This window comes from Halomarina rubra (assembly GCF_023699475.1).
In the GTDB taxonomy this organism is placed as follows: domain Archaea; phylum Halobacteriota; class Halobacteria; order Halobacteriales; family Haloarculaceae; genus Halomarina; species Halomarina rubra.
Window position 1 is genome coordinate 6,614 of the sequence record NZ_JALXFV010000007.1, and the last position, 15,468, is coordinate 22,081.

Here is a 15,468-nt window from a genome sequence, read left to right on the forward strand (position 1 = left end):
GGAACCAGGGCTGACTCGGCGACCCAGTCAGTCGAGACCACCGATACGGACTCTCTCTGGACTTCGGGGCCGTCGAAGCGGCGACCGGAGACGGCCCACCAGTTCCGTGTTCGGCACCGAATCAGAATCCACCACATCTTACTCCGGTGAAGTCGAACGGCGAGCGATGACCGCTGGCGTCCACGTCGAGGTGGTGGTCGACGGTGTCGAGACGTGTCCAGTCTCCGCCATCAGCACCGAGTGCGAAGTCGAGTCGATTCACACGACCCCCCGTGCGGTCGGCGGAGGCGTCGTCGGTGAACTGACGGTCGAAGACGGACCGAGTGGCGAACTCGAGGACCACGGCACGGACGTCGTCTTCGCGGATGGCGAACGCGAAATCCACCGGTTCGTCACCGAGGAGGCCGACTGTCCCTGTGGGCATATCCCCGACCACGGATGTCCGGTTCGGACGGTCAGCGCCGACGACGGGTCACTCTGCCTCTCGTTCGTCGCTCCGAGTGTCCAGACCGTCCGGGACGTCGTCGCAGACCTCGAATCCTGTACCGGGACAGTCCGCCTCCGGCGGCTGACCCGCTCGTCGGCCGACGGGACGGACGAGTTGTTGTTCATCGAGCGAGACGCCTTCACCGACCGGCAGTACGAAGCGTTGGCGACCGCTCACGAGATGGGGTACTTCGACACTCCGAGGCGTGTCGACAGCACGGACGTCGCCGACCAACTCGGTATCAGCGGTGCGACGTTCAGTGAGCACCTCGCGGTTGCTCAACGGAAACTGTTCGACCAGCTGCTCACCGCCTGAGCTGGAGGGACCGCGGCGCAATCCGCACTTAAAGACCCCCTCGGGATAGGAAGAGGCACTATTCCGGTGGCGGGTCGAGGGACGAACGATGTCGGAGACGATTTACAGTCAGATTGGCGGCCGAGACGCCGTAGAAGCCGTCGTCGACGACTTCTACGACCGGGTACTGTCCGACGACGACCTCGTGGAATACTTCGAGGGGATGGAGATGGAGGAACTCCGTGCCCATCAGGTCCAGTTCGTGAGTTCGGTCGCGGGTGGTCCCGTCGAGTACACGGGGGCGGACATGCGGGAGGCACACAGCCACCTCGACATCACCGAGGAGGATTTCGACGCTGTCGGCGGGTACCTCGAAGCGGCGCTCCTCGACGCCGGCGTGGACGAGGACAACGTCGCGGCCATCATGTCGGAGGTCGTCGCGTTGAAACCGCCGGTCGTCGGCCAGTAGCGACTCGAATCACCACTTCGGGGGGACTCGAAAGTCAGCGTCTCGGGAGCGACGTCCACGGCGATAGCGCCACGCGCGACGTCGCTCCCCCCGCCCCGGTAGTTTCAACGGGATTGGGGGTTCAGTATTCAACAATGGATTCGTCGGTCAACGCTCTCCGTTCGACGCACGTTCTACTCGTCGGAGAGTCGGGGTGGATGGCGTCGTTCGAGCGGTATCTCGAAACGGAGACGGAAGCGACCGTCGATGCGGTAGCTACAGCGTCGGAAGCACTCGAAGCCGTCAGAGAGCACCGTGTCGACTGTGTCGTCTGTGCGGCCGACCTCGGCTCGTCGACCGGTGTCGATTTGGTCGCGTCGATTCGTGCGGAGACGACCGCGCTCCCGGTCGTCGTGTGTACGGCCGACGGCGACGAGGCGACGGCGAGCGCCGCGATCGGGGCCGGCGTCTCCGATTACGTTGCGCTGGAGACGTCACCCGCCGGCTCGCTCGACGGGCAGTTCGGCGACCTCCGCGCTCGTATCGACCGGAGCATCCGTCGTGCCAAGCGGTCGGTGACACGGCAGGACCGCGCCCGCCAGTTCGACGCCATCTTCCACGACACTCGCACAGCGACGTGGGTGCTCGACCCCGACGGGACGGTCGCGCGGGCCAACGAGACGGCCCGGAATCGGGTTCCAGAGCCGGTCGAGGCAGTCGTCGGTGACCCGTTCTGGACGCTCTCCCGCTGGTCTCACGACGAGGCAATCGAAGCAGACGTTCGGCGCGTCGTCGAGACCGCACTGGACGGGGCGTTCGGCCACGCGGTCGTCACGCGGTCGTCGGCCGGCGAGTCGACCAGCGTCGTCGAACTCTCCGCGCGGCCCGTCCACAACGGTGCCGGCGAACTCGTCTCGATCGTCGTCGACGGCGTCGACATCACCGAGCGTGTGACGCTCGAGCGAGAGCTCCGCCAGTCCGAGGAGCTTCACCGAGTGACGCTCAACAACATGACTGACACGGTCCTCATGACCGACGAGGACGGCGAGTACACCTACGTCTGTCCGAACGTCCACTTCATCTTCGGATACACCGACGAGGAGATTCGTAGCCGGCAGCCGATCGACGACCTGCTCGGCGAAGACCTGTTCGACCGCGAGGAACTCGCCGCGAAGGGCGTCCTCAAGAACATCGAGTGTACCGCGACGGACAAAGCCGGGCGTGAACACACGCTGCTCGTCAACGTTCGCGAGGTGTCGATTCAAGACGGCAGCCTCCTCTACAGCTGTCGTGACATCACGAAGCGCAAACAGCGCGAGGAGGCGCTCGCGACCCTCCAGGGGACGGCGCGTGACTTTCTGTACGCGGAGACGCCGTACGAGATCGCTCAGCACGTCGTCGACGATACGCCCGGTGTCGTCGACCTCGACGCGAGCGCGGTGTACCTGTTCGACGCCGACGAGAACCACCTCGAACCGGTCGCACAGTCCGCCCGGATGCGGGAGTTGAACGGGCCGCTTCCGTCCGTCCGGGCCGACGACGCCGGCCTCGTCAGTGACTGTTTTCTCGACGACGAGCCCCTGTTCTTCGACGACGTCCACGACTCCGAGCGACTCGACAATCGTGCGACGGACCTCCGCAGTGTCGCGTACATCCCGCTCGGTGACCACGGTGTGTTCGTCGCCGGGTCGTCGGCCGTCGGTCGCTTCGACGCGGTGAGCCGAGAGTTGACCGACCTGTTGGCTGCCACGGCCGAAGCCGCACTCGACCGGGTCCGACGTGAGGGGCGACTCCGACATCAGGAGCGCGAACTGCAACGGCGGAACGCCGAACTCACCGCGCTCGACCGCATCAACGAGATCATCCGCGAGATCGACCAGGCGCTCGTCGGAGCCGAGACGCGCGTCGAGATAGAACACGCCGTCTGTGACCTGCTGACCGACGACGACCGCTTCTCGTTCGCGTGGATCGGCGTCGTCGACTCCACCAACGACGTCCTCGAACCACGCTCGTGGGCCGGCGACGAGCGCGGGTACCTGGACGAAACCACGTTCACGATCGCCGAGTCGGCGGTCGAACCGGCCGGCCGGACCGCAGCGACCCAGACCGTGACGACCGTCGATACCGTTCCGGCGCGTCTCCGAGAGGAGTCGTGGCGTTCGAACGCCCTCTCGCGGGATTTCCTCTCGGTACTGAGCGTCCCGCTCGCCTACGATGAGTTCACCTACGGCGTTCTGACGGTGTACGCCGACACCCAGGCCGCGTTCGACGACACGGCGAGGGAGGTCCTCGCCGAACTCGGCGAGACCATCGCTTCCGCGACGAGTGCCATCGAGCGCAAGAACGCGTTACTCACGACTTCGGTGACGCGCGTCGAGTTCGACGTCGAGGACCCGACGTTCGTCCTCTCGCGACTCGCGGACGCGGCAGGCTGTGAACTCACCTATCGAGGCGGTGTCCAGCAGACCGAACACGGGAGCGACATCTTCGTCGGCGTCGAGCGAGCGCCCGTCGACGCGGTCGTCACGGCTGCGAGTTCGCTCGTCTCGGTCGAGGGAGTCCAGCCCATCAGTTCCGACGAGTCCGGTGGCGTCGTTCGACTGCGAGTCGCCCAGCCGTTTCTCGCACTCGGACTCGCCGACCACGGAGCGGTCGTACAGCGCGTCACTGCCGGCGAGGACGGCACGACCGTCCTCGTCGACGTTCCCGAGACCGTCGACGTGCGCCACATCACACGACTGCTCTCGAACTCGGTCGCGGGAGTGAACCTCCGCTCGAAACGGACGCTCGAAGAGTCCTCGACGCGGGACCTCCACTCGCGGTTCCTCGAACAGGTCACCGACCGACAGCTCGAAGTCGTCCAGACGGCGTACTACAGCGGATTCTTCGAATCGCCCCGCGAGAGCACGGGTGAGGACGTCGCCGCCGCACTCGACATCTCGCCGGCCGCCTTCTACCGACACTCGCGGACGGTCCAACGCAAGCTCTTCTCGACGCTGTTCGACGAGGTCGGCGTCGCTGCGTTCCCGGCGACGAACGGGTGAGCCACCCGTAGACCGTCGGCTATGTCGTGTGAACTCCTCGTGAGACGGTGGCGCTGTCGTTCGGAGTAGAGGGTTGAATATAGAACCCCAAACCCATGCGAGTGTTCTGTGTTGAACGAGTAGTCGGATGGGTCACGGCGAACTACAGCCGAAGTGATGAGAGACGTCGAGTACGACCCCGGAGAGGAGTCGGCCTACGAGTGTTTCAACTGCGGGACCATCGTGACCGCAGAGTCGTGTCCCAGTTCGTGTCCGGACTGTAGCGGAACGATGCGGAGCCGCCTGGTGACCTTCGAGTAGTCCATGGGAACCGACCGACAACAGCCGACAGACTCGGACGGCGCGCCCGACGATGAGCCCGCTCTGGAGACTGCGCGCCGACAGCTCAACCACGCCGCCGAGCAGTTCGACATCGACCGGAGTATCGCCGAGCGACTCAACTACCCCGCGAAGGTAACCGAGGTCGCCGTTCCCGTCGAGCTCGACGACGGCAGCGTCGAGGTGTTCAGAGGCTACCGCGCCCAACACGACAGCGTCCGTGGTCCGTTCAAGGGTGGACTCCGGTACCACCCCGGCGTCACGCGCGACGAGTGCGTCGGTCTCGCGATGTGGATGACCTGGAAGTGTGCCGTCATGGACATCCCCTTCGGCGGGGCGAAAGGTGGTGTCGTCGTCGACCCCAAGCGGCTGAGCGACGAGGAGACCGAACGACTCACCCGACGGTTCACACAGGAGATTCGAGCCGTCGTCGGGCCGAATCAAGACATCCCGGCTCCCGACATGGGGACGAACGCCCAGACGATGGCGTGGATGATGGACGCCTACAGTATGCAGGCAGGAGAGACGACCCCAGGCGTGGTCACGGGCAAACCCCCGAACATCGGTGGGAGTTTCGGCCGAGAGGAAGCACCGGGGCGCAGTGTCGCGATCGTCACTCGGGAGACCTGCAACCACTACGGGCAGTCGGTGGACGGAGCGACGGTCGCTATCCAGGGGTTCGGAAGCGTCGGGGCGAACGCCGCACGCTTGCTCGACGAGTGGGGCGCGGACGTCGTCGCCGTCAGCGACGTCAACGGTGCCGTCTACGACCCCGACGGACTCGACATCGCGTCGATTCCGACCCACGACGAGGAGCCGGAAGCCGTCACGAAACACGCCACCGACGCCATCTCGAACGAGGAGTTGCTGGAACTCGACGTCGACGTCCTCGTTCCCGCTGCGGTCGGGAACGTCATCACGGAGTCGAACGCCGACGCCGTCCAGGCGTCGCTCGTCGTCGAGGGTGCGAACGGTCCGACGACCTCCGGTGCGGACGCGATTCTCGACGACCGCGAGATTCCGGTCGTCCCCGATATCCTCGCGAACGCGGGCGGGGTGACCGTCTCGTACTTCGAGTGGCTCCAGGACATCAACCGCCGCGCGTGGTCGCTCGAACGCGTCAGCAACGAACTCGAATCGGAGATGCAGCGAGCCTGGACCGCGGTCCGCGACGTGGTCGAAGCCGAGGACGTGTCGTGGCGTGATGCGGCCTACGCCGTCGCGCTCTCGCGGATCGCCGAGGCCCACCACTCCCGGGGACTCTGGCCCTGAGGGGGCCGCACGCTCCTTATCCGTTCGATTCCCCGACAGAACCATCCGGGTTCGTCGCCTGCGTTCGTTCGATGGACGAGTGTAGCCCCAACGAACCCACCCGTGTGGTCGCGGTGACCTGTCGATGACGTCGGAGCGTCCGTTCGTCGCCTCGCTGGGCGACCCGTTGGCGACGCGACACGGCCGGACCGGTGGGAAAGGAGCGAACCTCGCGCGCCTCGTCGCCGCCGACTTCCCGGTCCCACCGGGAGTCTGTGTGACGACTGCGGCGTTCGAACGTCTCGTCGACGAGGCCACCGAGTCCGAAATCTCGACGCTCGACGACCTCGACCCGACTGCCACAGTGGACGTCGCCGAACGCAGCGAGGCGGTCCGAACCACGATTCGAGAGCGGGGGCTGCCGTCGGCGGTCCGCGAGGCTATCAGTGGGGCCGTCGAGGCACTCGGCGCGGAGACGTTCGCCGTCCGGTCGAGTGCGACGGCCGAGGACCTCCCGGAAGCATCGTTCGCCGGCCAGCACGAGACGTTCCTGGGCGTGGCTGACACGGACGTCCCGGACCGCGTCCTCGACTGCATGGCGAGTCTCTTCACCGACAGAGCGGTGTCCTACCGGTTGCGAAACGGCGTGCCGAACGACGACGTCGCGATGGCCGTCGTCGTGCAGGCGATGATCGAACCGGACGTCGCGGGCGTTTTGTTCACTGCCGACCCCGTCACCGGCAACCGCCGCGTCGCGTCGGTCGACGCCAACTACGGTCTCGGCGACACCGTCGTCGCCGGCGACGTGTCGCCCGACAACGCTCGCGTCGACCGGACCACAGGCGAACTCATCGCGTACGAAGTCGGCGAGAAACGTCGAACGCGTCGGACGAAGGGCCGCGGCGAATCGGGGACGGAGACGGTCGACGTCCCCGCGGAGCGACGGACGGACCGTGCGCTCACGAACGCGGAACTGACCACGCTCGTCGACCTCGGCGGACGAGTCGAAGCCTGCCTCGGCGGGCCACAGGACGTCGAGTGGGCGCTCGTCGACGGGTCGTTCGTCGTGTTGCAGTCTCGCCCCATCACCTCGCTGTTCCCCCTGCCGACGCCGACGCCCGACGACGGCGCACTCCACGCCTACCTGAGCTTCGGCCACGTCCAGGCGATGCCCGAGGCGATGCCGCCACTCGTCCTCGACTTCTGGCGGGGGTTCTTCGACCGCGGTGTGGCGGCGTTCGTAGACGGGGAGGACGCCGGAGCGCTGGGAGCCGCAGCGGGTGGACGGGTCTACGTCGACGTCACACCCGTACTCCGTGTCCGCTGGCTCCGCGACCGATTCACCGACCGAATCTCCGTCGCCAACGAACCGGTCGCCGACGGACTCCGGGAACTGCTCCGACGACGACCGGAGGCGTTCTCCGAGGAGCGTCCGACGGCGGAGGCACGGTCAGTCGCTCGGGTGGTTCGGTTCGCCACCGGCGAGTTCCGCTCGGTCGTCGGTGGGCTAGCGCGAACCGTCGTCTCCGACTTCGTCGATGGGCCGCCTGACCCCGACGAGGAACTGGCCTGGGTGACGGCGTGGGGGAACGCGCTCGCCGACGAACTCGACGAACCGACGACGCTCGCGGACCGGACGCGGGCGGTGTTCGACCGACTCGACGTCTCGCGAGTGCTCACCGAACCCGTCCCGCGTATCGGCGGGCACCTCTTGGCTGCCGTCCTCGCGGGGCGACTCCTTCGGCGGTGGTTCCCGGACGCCCACGCGGAAGTGGACGCACTCGGTCGCGGCTTCGAGGCGGAGGTAGTGACCCGGATGAACCAACAACTCGGCGACCTGGCGGACCGCGCTCGAGGGTCACCGGCGGTGTTGACGGCGCTACAGCGAGGCGACGACCTCGACACCATCGCCACCGTCGACGGCGGCGAGGCGTTCGTCGAGGACGTCGAGGCGTTCCTCCAGACGTTCGGTCATCGCGCCAGCGGCGAAATCGACGTCAGTCGCCCGCGCTGGCGAGACGACCCGGGGACGGTGCTCGGGACCGTTCGGAGCACGCTCGAACACGACACCGCGGGCACGCACGTCGACCACTTGTCTCGACTCGACCGCGAGGCCGTCGCTGCAGCCGCCGACCTCGACCACCGGGCTGCACGAGGCGTTCTCGGCCCGCTCCAGCGCCGACTCGTCGACCGACTGGTTCGGACCTATCGCGGTGGCATCCAGCTTCGGGAGTATCCGAAACACGGAATCGCGTTCTACTTCGCCGCGGCACACGACGTCGTCGAGACGGCCGGTCGCCGCCTCGTCGCGGAGGGGCACCTCGACCACGTCGAGGACGTGTGGTTCCTGCGCGAAGCCGAACTCCTCGCCGCACTCGAGAGGGACGGTCCCACAACGGTCAACGTCGAACGACGTCGCAGGGAGCACGACCGGGTCGCCGTGATGACCGCACCACCGGTCGTCACGAGCGAGGGCGAAACGCCCACGGGCGCTGTCGCCGACCCCGATAGGGCCGACGTGTTGACCGGAACGCCGGTCTCTGCGGGCGTCGTCGAGGGGTACGCCCGCGTCGTCCGCGACCCGACGACCGAGACGCTCGCCCACGGCGAGATACTCGTCGCTCCGTCGACCGACCCCGGGTGGACCCCGCTGTTTCTCAACGCTGCGGGCCTCGTGATGGAGGTCGGGGGGCGGATGACCCACGGCGCGCTGGTCGCTCGCGAGTACGGTCTCCCCGCCGTCGCCGCCGTCGAGGGAGCGACGACGTTCTTCGAGACCGGCGACCGCCTCCGCATCGACGGGAGCCAGGGGACCGTCGAACGGCTCGACGTCGAGTAGTCCGCGGCCAGCACACGACCAAGACTGTTCCTTCGTGGTCCCCGGTCGTCGAATCAGCCCGATCAGTGGCTCACTCGGCGGCGAATGACTCCCGCAGACGCTCTGCCGTCGCTCGGTCAGCGACGCTGACGACGAACCGCCCGTCCCACTCGCCGGACTCCATCACCCTTGCCAGACTCTCGCCGAGCGTGGCGGTCGTGATGCGCTCGCCGTCGAAGTACGTGCTGAGTTCGTACGCCGTCGGCTCTTCGAACGCGCCGAACGCTTCGAGTGAGTTCGTGAACGTGGTGGCTCCGCTGTCGGTGAGTGTGATGGGGACGACGAACTTATTCGAGTTGGCGTCCCGCTCGATGTCGTCGACCGTATCGACCGCACTGCCAGTCACGAGGTCGCGTTCCTCGCCGTCGTGAGTGACCGTCATCTGGAGTCGACTCCCCTTGGCCGTGTCGTTCATGTCGGTCATCGGCGTGTCGCCGCGCGCCGTTGCGGTCTGTGTCGTCGACGTTTCCGTGGTGGTCGTCCCGTCATCTCGGTCGGACGCCCCTGTGTTCGGGGCATCGGTCGCCATCTCGGTCTCGCTCGTCTCGTCACTCGGTGAGTCGCTCAAACAACCCGAACCGCCGACCGCGAAGAGGGCACCCACCGCGAGGACCTGTCGTCGTGAGGGCATTGACAGTTTTTCTCCCCAACAGCGGATATGTTTTCTGGTGAACTGGTTCGAGCCATCCCCGGAGCCGCCGAGGGTCGGCGCTCGGGACCGACCCCATCCGTGGGGCCGTCGTACGTCACGACCGACCGTGCCACACGAACGCGCGACCAGTTCGGCTAAAAAGGTCGGGCCACTTCAGAGAGACGAGATGACAGATACGGACCCCGGCCGAGGGAGTGGTGGCCGGTCCTCGAGCAAGGTCGCCCGGCTCATCGAGGCCTACGACCTCGGGTCGTCGTTCGGCGCGCACCTCGAAGCGCGCTGGACCGCCGAGGGCGACGACCGACTCAGTCTCCGCGACCTGGCCGACCGCTTCAACCGCGAACTCCTCCGCTCGGCGCTGGAAGACGCCGGGGAGTCCCCCATCGACGGCGAGGTCGAGAACCTCTATCGCCTCCTGACCGACGACGAGGTCTCCAGCGGCGTCCAGACGGAAGCCAGCGCCCGACTGGAACGAACGGGTGTGGACGTCGACCAACTCGAACGGGACTTCGTCACCTACCAGGCCATCCGGTCGTATCTCACGAAGTACCGCGACGCCGAGTACTCGGAGCCGAGCGACGAGGACCGCCCCGAGAAGGTCCGCCAGACCGTCCAGCGTCTCCAGTCGCGAACGCAGTCGGTGACCGAGCGGAGTCTCGGCCAGTTGCGCGAGGCCGACCACCTGACGCTCGGTGAGTTCCGACTGTTCGTCGACGTGGACGTCCTCTGTGAGGACTGTGGCGCACAGTACGGTGTCGCGGAACTGCTCGAACGCGGCGGCTGTGACTGCGACGCCGACACGTGACGGTCAGTGGGGGCCACCGGCGGACGCCGGACGGCGGTCGGCGGTGACAGTCGTCTCCGCGCGTACGAGGATGGCTCCTCACGAGTGGTCGGTCGGGCAACAGTACCCTTTTCGTCGGCAACCCTGTTGACCGTACTATGGAATCGAAGAACACGACGGGTGCCATCGCGTCGTTTCACGCCCGGAACATCGGTGGCATCGTCGAGACGACGGTGGACGTCCCACCGGGAGTGACGATTCTCACGGGGCGCAACGCGACGAACCGGACCTCGTTCATGCAGGCGGTGATGGCGGCCGTCGGAAGCGACGATGTCTCGGTGCGGGGCGACGCCACGGAGGGAACCGTCGAACTCGAGTTCGGCGGCGAGACGTACACACGGACGCTCTCTCGTGACGGCGGAACCGTCACGAGTACGGGTGACCCGTACCTCGAGGACCCGACCCTCGCCGACCTGTTCGCGTTCTTGCTAGAGTCGAACGAGGCTCGCCAAGCCGTCGCGCGCGCGGACGACCTCCGAGCGCTCATCATGCGGCCCGTCGACGTCGACGCCATCCACGAGGAGATTCACAACCTGGAGACCGAACGCGACCGAATCGACGACGAACTGGCGGCTATCGCCGAGCAGAAGACCGAACTCCCCGACCTCGAGGCCCGTCGTGCGGACCTCGAATCCGAGATCGAGGGGAAGCGTGCCGAACTCGTGCGGAAGGAGTCGGAGATAGACGAGTTCAACGCGACCGTCGACGAGAGTCGGAGCGAGCAGGCGGAACTCGACGACCGTCTGGAGGCGCTCCGAGACGCTCGTTCGGAACTCGAACGGCTCCGTTCGGACATCGACGTCCAACAGGAGAGCATCGAGTCGCTCCGAAGCGAACGCCACGACCTCGAAGCCGACCTCGAAGCGCTTCCCGAACCGGACGACGACGGTCGCTCGCTCTCCGCGGAACTCGACCGACTCCGGGACCGGAAGAGCACACTGGAGCGAGACCTCGGAGAGCTTCAGGACCTCATCCAGTTCAACGAGGGGATGGTCGACGACGACGAGAGCGGAGCGGCCGAGAATCTGCTGACAGACAGCGAGCCGAGTTCGGAGTCGGTGACCGACCAACTCGTCGACGATACCGTCGTCTGCTGGACCTGCGGCTCCGAGGTCGAACCGGAGCGAATCGAAGCGACGCTCGACCGACTCCGCGACCTTCGGCGTGAACGTCTCGAAGCGGTCCGCGCTATCGAGTCGGACCTCAAGGAACTGGAGAGCGAGCGCCGGGAACGAGGAGCGCGCCGAGAGCGCCGTGAGTCCCTCTCCGACAGACTCGACAGAACCGAGGCCGAACTTGAGGAGCGACGCGACCGTCTCGACGCGCTCAGAGCCGACCGTGAAGAGCGCAGCGAGGACGTCTCCGCGCTCGAAGCCGAGGTCGAAGCGCTCGAGACGGACGACTTCGGCGACGTGCTCGAACTGCACAAGGCCGCGAACACGCTGGAGTTCGAAATCGGCCAGCGCGAGTCGACACTCGCGGAGGTCACCGAACGCATCGCGTCTATCGAGGACCGCATCGCCGACGAGCGCGACCTCAAAGCGGAACGCGAGGAGGTCACCACGCAGTTGACCGACCTTCGAACACGCATCGACCGCATCGAGCAGGAGGCGGTCGACGAGTTCAACACGCACATGGACTCGGTCCTCGAGATGCTCGGGTACGACAACCTCGAACGCATCTGGATCGACCGTGTCGAACGGGAGGTCAGAGAGGGCCGACGGAAGGTCTCGAAGACGTTCTTCGAACTCCACGTCGTCCGGTCGACCCGGTCCGGGGCGAGCTACGAGGACACCATCGACCACCTGAGCGAGTCCGAGCGCGAGGTCACCGGCCTCGTCTTCGCGCTCGCGGGCTACCTGGTCCACGACGTCCACGAGGTCGTCCCGTTCGTGTTGCTCGACTCCCTGGAAGCTATCGACTCCGAGCGCATCGCCAACCTCGTCACGTACATGGCCGAGTACGCCGAGTACCTCATCGTCGCGCTCCTCCCCGAGGACGCGCAGGCGTTGGACGACGATTACACACGCATCACCGACATCTGAACGCTCCTACGGCCGCTCGACTTGGAGTGCTATCGTCGAACGTCCGTCGCCGAGAGGCTCAGAGTCGCGTCGACGACCACGAGCGTCCTTCGGCCCCTGCTCTGGGACACGGCGTGGTGTAGAGAACTGTCTTTTCGAGCCAGTACTACGAAGTGTCACTTCAAGGTTGCTACGGGGGCTCGACGTGACCGACAGTCGGGGACCGACTGCTGGTAGAGAGCGCCGACCAACCGGCGTCGGTCTCGACTCGGTCCGTCCGCGGGGAGACCCTGGCTCTCACTGCTTTCCGACGAGTGGTGGACTCAGAGGTAGAGGCCGCCGTCGACGAACAGCAACTGCCCCTGGACCATCTCGGCCTCTGGAGACGCTATCCAGTGCACCGCTTCGGTGACGTCGTCGAACGCCAGTCCGCGACCGCTCGGGTTCGCCTCCGCGGCGGCGGCGAGGCGCTCCTCTGCGTCGTCGAGCACCGAATGAATCGCTTCCGTGTCGAGCGGTCCCGCGGCGACGGTGTTCGCCCGGATGCCGTGGGGGGCGAGCTCCTTGGCCAGATACCGAATCAGACACTCGCCGAACGCCTTCGAGGTGCCCAGTGCGGCGTAGGCGGGGACGACGGTGTCGCTGCCACGACTCGACATGAAGAAGATGGTGCTCCCCTCGCCGAGCAGGGGGAACGCCGCCTGTGCGACGTACAACAGTCCGATGCCGTTGAGTGTCACCGCCTCGGTGAACCGTTCGGGGTCGACCTCCATGACGGGCGAGGACAGCGGGTCGACCGCACAGTGGACGACCTGGTCGAGGTGGTCGGTCTCCGCTGCGACCTCGTCGACGACGGCCTGCGCGCCCTCGGGCGAGGAGACGTCCCCCTTGACGAGGTACGCGCTCCCGCCGGCCGACTCCACTGCGTCAGCGGCTTCGTTCGCCGCGTCGTCGTCGCTGTGGTAGTTGATGAACACGTCGTCGCCGTCTTCGGCGAACCGTTCGCCGATGGCGCGACCGATGCCTTTCGACCCGCCCGTGAGGAGGATCGCCATCAGCTGTCACCCTCGGTGACCTGCTTCTCTCCGATGGCCACCTCGAGGGAGACGCCGAACTCCTCGATGAGTTCGCCGGCATCCTCACGGACCTTCGTCCACTCCTCGGACTCCTCGGCCTCGTGGAGCTCCTCCAGCGAGTCGAACTCCATCTCCGCGACGCGGTAGTACGCCGGGTCGCCACCCTCCAACCCCTCGGTCGCACGGGTCGTCACCAGCTTGTTCAGGTTCGGGACCGACGCGGCGAGCGGCGCGTGGGTCTCGGTGTAGTGCTGTTCGAACGCATCGACGTCGTCGTCACTCGGTGCCGTCCACAGTGCGTACAGTGTGTACATGTGACGGATTACCAAATAGAGTCTCGAATGATAACTGTTTCCCAAAATTGTTCGGTTCGAACCGATTCGGCGCGTACGAATTTGCCTCTGGGTGCCCACCGGCATCACTGCAGTCGCGATGTGCCCTCCGATGACGTCGGTGCCTTACGCCGACGTCGCCCGATAGTCGTTCGACGAGTCGACCTTCTCGACCGGTCGGGGTCGGTCACTGGCGGGGTTCGAACACCCCCACGAGGTCGCCGTCGTACTCGTAGCTGTCGGCGAGTTCGACGGTGTCGTCGATGTCGACACGTTGGCCATCGGCGATACGGCCGAGCATCCGCGCATCGCCGAGGTCGACGAGCGCGATCTGGTAGCCGCTCCCCTGTGCCCCGGGTGCGACCTCGATGGTCGACTTCGTGTAGACCGTCCCCGTCGTCGGGAGCGAGACCGTCGCGACGTCCCGACTCCCACACCGCACACAGGCGGCCTTGGGCGTCGCGGTCACGTAGCCACACTCGCCACAGCGCAACCCGAGCGGTTCGCCCGCTTCGAGCGCCGCCGCCCACCGGTCGTGTGTGAGGCGGTCGTCCACGTTCTCTTCGGTGGCGTCCGACCTAGCGCCGGTATCGTTGCTCATGGGCGAGCCTCCAGTGCGGTGACGACCGCCGTCGCGGTCATGCCGCCGACGTTGTGCGCCAGTGCCCGCTTTGCCTCCCCGACCTGGCGGTCGCCCGACTCGCCGCGCAACTGTTCGGTCAACTCGACGATCTGGGCCGTCCCGGTTGCGCCGATGGGGTGGCCCTTCGCCTTCAACCCGCCCGAGGGGTTGACCGGGATGTCCCCGGAGATTCGTGTGCGGCCCTGGACGGTCGCCGGCCCGGCCCGACCGTCCTCGACCAGTCCGAGCGCTTCGAGCGCCAGAATCTCGGCGCCGGTGAAGCAGTCGTGGACCTCCGTGACGTCGACTTCGTCCGGGCCGAAGCCGGCCTGGTCGAACGTGTCCGCGGCCGCTCGGCGGACCATCGCCGTCGACGGCGGGTTCGGCTGGTCGGCGACCGGCGAGGCGTTCGCCTGGTGGGAGATGCCGGCGATGTCGACGGGGTCGACGCCGTAGCTCTCGGCCGCGTCCTCGCTCACGACGACGACCGCGGACGCACCGTCGGAGAACGGACAGCAGTCGAGCAGCCGGAACGGCGAGGCGATGACGGGGCTGTCGAGGACCTCCTCGACGGTCGTCTCGTCGCCGAACTGGGCACGGCTGTTCATCGAGCCGTGGTAGTGGTTCTTGACGGCGACCTCGGCGAGCTGCTCCTCGGTCGTGCCGTACTCGTGCATGTGTCGCTGGGTGTGGAGCGCGAAGACGCTCGCCGTCGTCATCCCCGGCGCTTGCTCGTACTGTCTGTGCGCGCCGCTGCCGAAGATACGCGTCATCTCCGAGGTCTCGATGCCGGTGCCCGCGGGCGTACATCGTTCCGCACCGCCGACGAGGACGACGTCGTGCTCGCCGGTCTCGACTGCACGGACGGCGTGTTTCAGGGCCAGCGACCCGGTCGCACAGGCGTCCTCGTAGCGCTGGACGGACGTCCCCGGGGGAAGCCCGACGTGCGAGGCGACCTGCGGTGCGAGGTGCGTCTCGTTGAGAATCGCCCCGCCGAGGACGTTGCCGAAGTAGAACGCGTCCACCTCGGCGTTCGAGACGCCCGCCTCCTCCAACGCTGGGAGCGCGGCGTCGGCGAACAGCTCGGCGATTGGCTTCGTGTAGACACCGAAGTCGGTCATGCCAATGCCTACGACCGATGCTCTTGCCATATCCTAGCACATTGCAGGTGCGTACAAGTAACTTCCGCCCGGACAGA

Annotated in this window: 13 protein-coding genes; 8 read left to right on the plus strand and 5 right to left on the minus strand. The window is 66.7% G+C overall.

The genetic code is table 11. The features are described from left to right. Positions 1-166 precede the first annotated feature (166 nt). The 6 genes from M1L36_RS12865 (at position 167) to M1L36_RS12890 (ending at position 8,681) form a co-directional block, all read left to right on the plus strand. Complete coding sequence (locus tag M1L36_RS12865) at positions 167-802, plus strand: helix-turn-helix domain-containing protein (protein WP_250874156.1); 636 nt, start codon at positions 167-169, stop codon at positions 800-802. Positions 803-890: 88 nt separating this feature from the next. Beyond that, on the plus strand, positions 891-1,250 hold the full coding sequence (locus M1L36_RS12870; protein WP_250874157.1) for a group I truncated hemoglobin: 360 nt from the start codon (positions 891-893) through the stop codon (positions 1,248-1,250). A gap of 134 nt (positions 1,251-1,384) precedes the next feature. Next, the gene (locus tag M1L36_RS12875) at positions 1,385-4,273 is read left to right on the plus strand and encodes a bacterio-opsin activator domain-containing protein (protein ID WP_250874158.1); all 2,889 of its coding nucleotides are present in this window, start codon (positions 1,385-1,387) and stop codon (positions 4,271-4,273) included. A gap of 156 nt (positions 4,274-4,429) precedes the next feature. Beyond that, on the plus strand, positions 4,430-4,573 hold the full coding sequence (locus M1L36_RS12880; protein WP_250874159.1) for a rubrerythrin-like domain-containing protein: 144 nt from the start codon (positions 4,430-4,432) through the stop codon (positions 4,571-4,573). A gap of 3 nt (positions 4,574-4,576) precedes the next feature. After that, positions 4,577-5,863, plus strand: a complete 1,287-nt coding sequence (gene gdhB, locus M1L36_RS12885; RefSeq protein ID WP_250874160.1) for a glutamate dehydrogenase GdhB — start codon at positions 4,577-4,579, stop codon at positions 5,861-5,863. Positions 5,864-5,987: 124 nt separating this feature from the next. Continuing rightward, positions 5,988-8,681, plus strand: coding sequence for a PEP/pyruvate-binding domain-containing protein (locus tag M1L36_RS12890; protein WP_250874161.1), 2,694 nt, complete (start codon positions 5,988-5,990; stop codon positions 8,679-8,681). Between the two features lie 70 nt (positions 8,682-8,751). Here the strand turns inward: M1L36_RS12890 and M1L36_RS12895 are convergent, their stop codons facing one another. Further along, entirely contained in the window at positions 8,752-9,351 is a 600-nt protein-coding gene (locus M1L36_RS12895) for a preprotein translocase subunit SecD family protein (RefSeq protein ID WP_250874162.1), read from the minus strand. 187 nt (positions 9,352-9,538) lie between these two features. On the opposite strand from M1L36_RS12895, the gene rdfA reads away from it, so the two are divergent. Both rdfA and M1L36_RS12905 read left to right on the plus strand, forming a co-directional pair. Then, positions 9,539-10,177, plus strand: a complete 639-nt coding sequence (gene rdfA, locus M1L36_RS12900) for a rod-determining factor RdfA (RefSeq protein WP_250874163.1) — start codon at positions 9,539-9,541, stop codon at positions 10,175-10,177. Positions 10,178-10,314: 137 nt separating this feature from the next. After that, on the plus strand, positions 10,315-12,261 hold the full coding sequence (locus tag M1L36_RS12905; RefSeq protein WP_250874164.1) for an archaea-specific SMC-related protein: 1,947 nt from the start codon (positions 10,315-10,317) through the stop codon (positions 12,259-12,261). Between the two features lie 302 nt (positions 12,262-12,563). Here M1L36_RS12905 and M1L36_RS12910 read toward each other — a convergent pair whose 3' ends face one another. The 4 genes from M1L36_RS12910 to M1L36_RS12925 all read right to left on the minus strand — a co-directional run bounded on the left by M1L36_RS12910 (position 12,564) and on the right by M1L36_RS12925 (position 15,421). Continuing rightward, entirely contained in the window at positions 12,564-13,295 is a 732-nt protein-coding gene (locus tag M1L36_RS12910; RefSeq protein ID WP_250874165.1) for an SDR family oxidoreductase, read from the minus strand. Further along, positions 13,295-13,630: an EthD family reductase gene (locus M1L36_RS12915; RefSeq protein WP_250874166.1), complete on the minus strand. Its 336-nt coding sequence runs from the start codon at positions 13,628-13,630 to the stop codon at positions 13,295-13,297. The genes M1L36_RS12910 and M1L36_RS12915 overlap by 1 nt, the downstream gene beginning before the upstream one ends. Before the next feature lie 205 nt (positions 13,631-13,835). Next, positions 13,836-14,249: a Zn-ribbon domain-containing OB-fold protein gene (locus tag M1L36_RS12920; protein ID WP_250874167.1), complete on the minus strand. Its 414-nt coding sequence runs from the start codon at positions 14,247-14,249 to the stop codon at positions 13,836-13,838. Next, positions 14,246-15,421: a thiolase C-terminal domain-containing protein gene (locus M1L36_RS12925; protein WP_305794513.1), complete on the minus strand. Its 1,176-nt coding sequence runs from the start codon at positions 15,419-15,421 to the stop codon at positions 14,246-14,248. Before M1L36_RS12925 ends, M1L36_RS12920 begins: the two co-directional genes overlap by 4 nt. Between the last annotated feature and the right edge of the window lie 47 nt (positions 15,422-15,468).

What these genes read in the sequence shown, in the direction of transcription:
- M1L36_RS12865 (WP_250874156.1), top strand. Translation starts at nt 167, where the DNA reads ATGACCGCTGGCGTCCACGTCGAGGTGGTGGTCGACGGTGTCGAGACG.
- M1L36_RS12870 (WP_250874157.1), top strand. Translation starts at nt 891, where the DNA reads ATGTCGGAGACGATTTACAGTCAGATTGGCGGCCGAGACGCCGTAGAA.
- M1L36_RS12875 (WP_250874158.1), top strand. Translation starts at nt 1,385, where the DNA reads ATGGATTCGTCGGTCAACGCTCTCCGTTCGACGCACGTTCTACTCGTC.
- M1L36_RS12880 (WP_250874159.1), top strand. Translation starts at nt 4,430, where the DNA reads ATGAGAGACGTCGAGTACGACCCCGGAGAGGAGTCGGCCTACGAGTGT.
- gdhB (WP_250874160.1), top strand. Translation starts at nt 4,577, where the DNA reads ATGGGAACCGACCGACAACAGCCGACAGACTCGGACGGCGCGCCCGAC.
- M1L36_RS12890 (WP_250874161.1), top strand. Translation starts at nt 5,988, where the DNA reads ATGACGTCGGAGCGTCCGTTCGTCGCCTCGCTGGGCGACCCGTTGGCG.
- M1L36_RS12895 (WP_250874162.1), bottom strand. Translation starts at nt 9,351, where the DNA reads ATGCCCTCACGACGACAGGTCCTCGCGGTGGGTGCCCTCTTCGCGGTC.
- rdfA (WP_250874163.1), top strand. Translation starts at nt 9,539, where the DNA reads ATGACAGATACGGACCCCGGCCGAGGGAGTGGTGGCCGGTCCTCGAGC.
- M1L36_RS12905 (WP_250874164.1), top strand. Translation starts at nt 10,315, where the DNA reads ATGGAATCGAAGAACACGACGGGTGCCATCGCGTCGTTTCACGCCCGG.
- M1L36_RS12910 (WP_250874165.1), bottom strand. Translation starts at nt 13,295, where the DNA reads ATGGCGATCCTCCTCACGGGCGGGTCGAAAGGCATCGGTCGCGCCATC.
- M1L36_RS12915 (WP_250874166.1), bottom strand. Translation starts at nt 13,630, where the DNA reads ATGTACACACTGTACGCACTGTGGACGGCACCGAGTGACGACGACGTC.
- M1L36_RS12920 (WP_250874167.1), bottom strand. Translation starts at nt 14,249, where the DNA reads ATGAGCAACGATACCGGCGCTAGGTCGGACGCCACCGAAGAGAACGTG.
- M1L36_RS12925 (WP_305794513.1), bottom strand. Translation starts at nt 15,421, where the DNA reads ATGGCAAGAGCATCGGTCGTAGGCATTGGCATGACCGACTTCGGTGTC.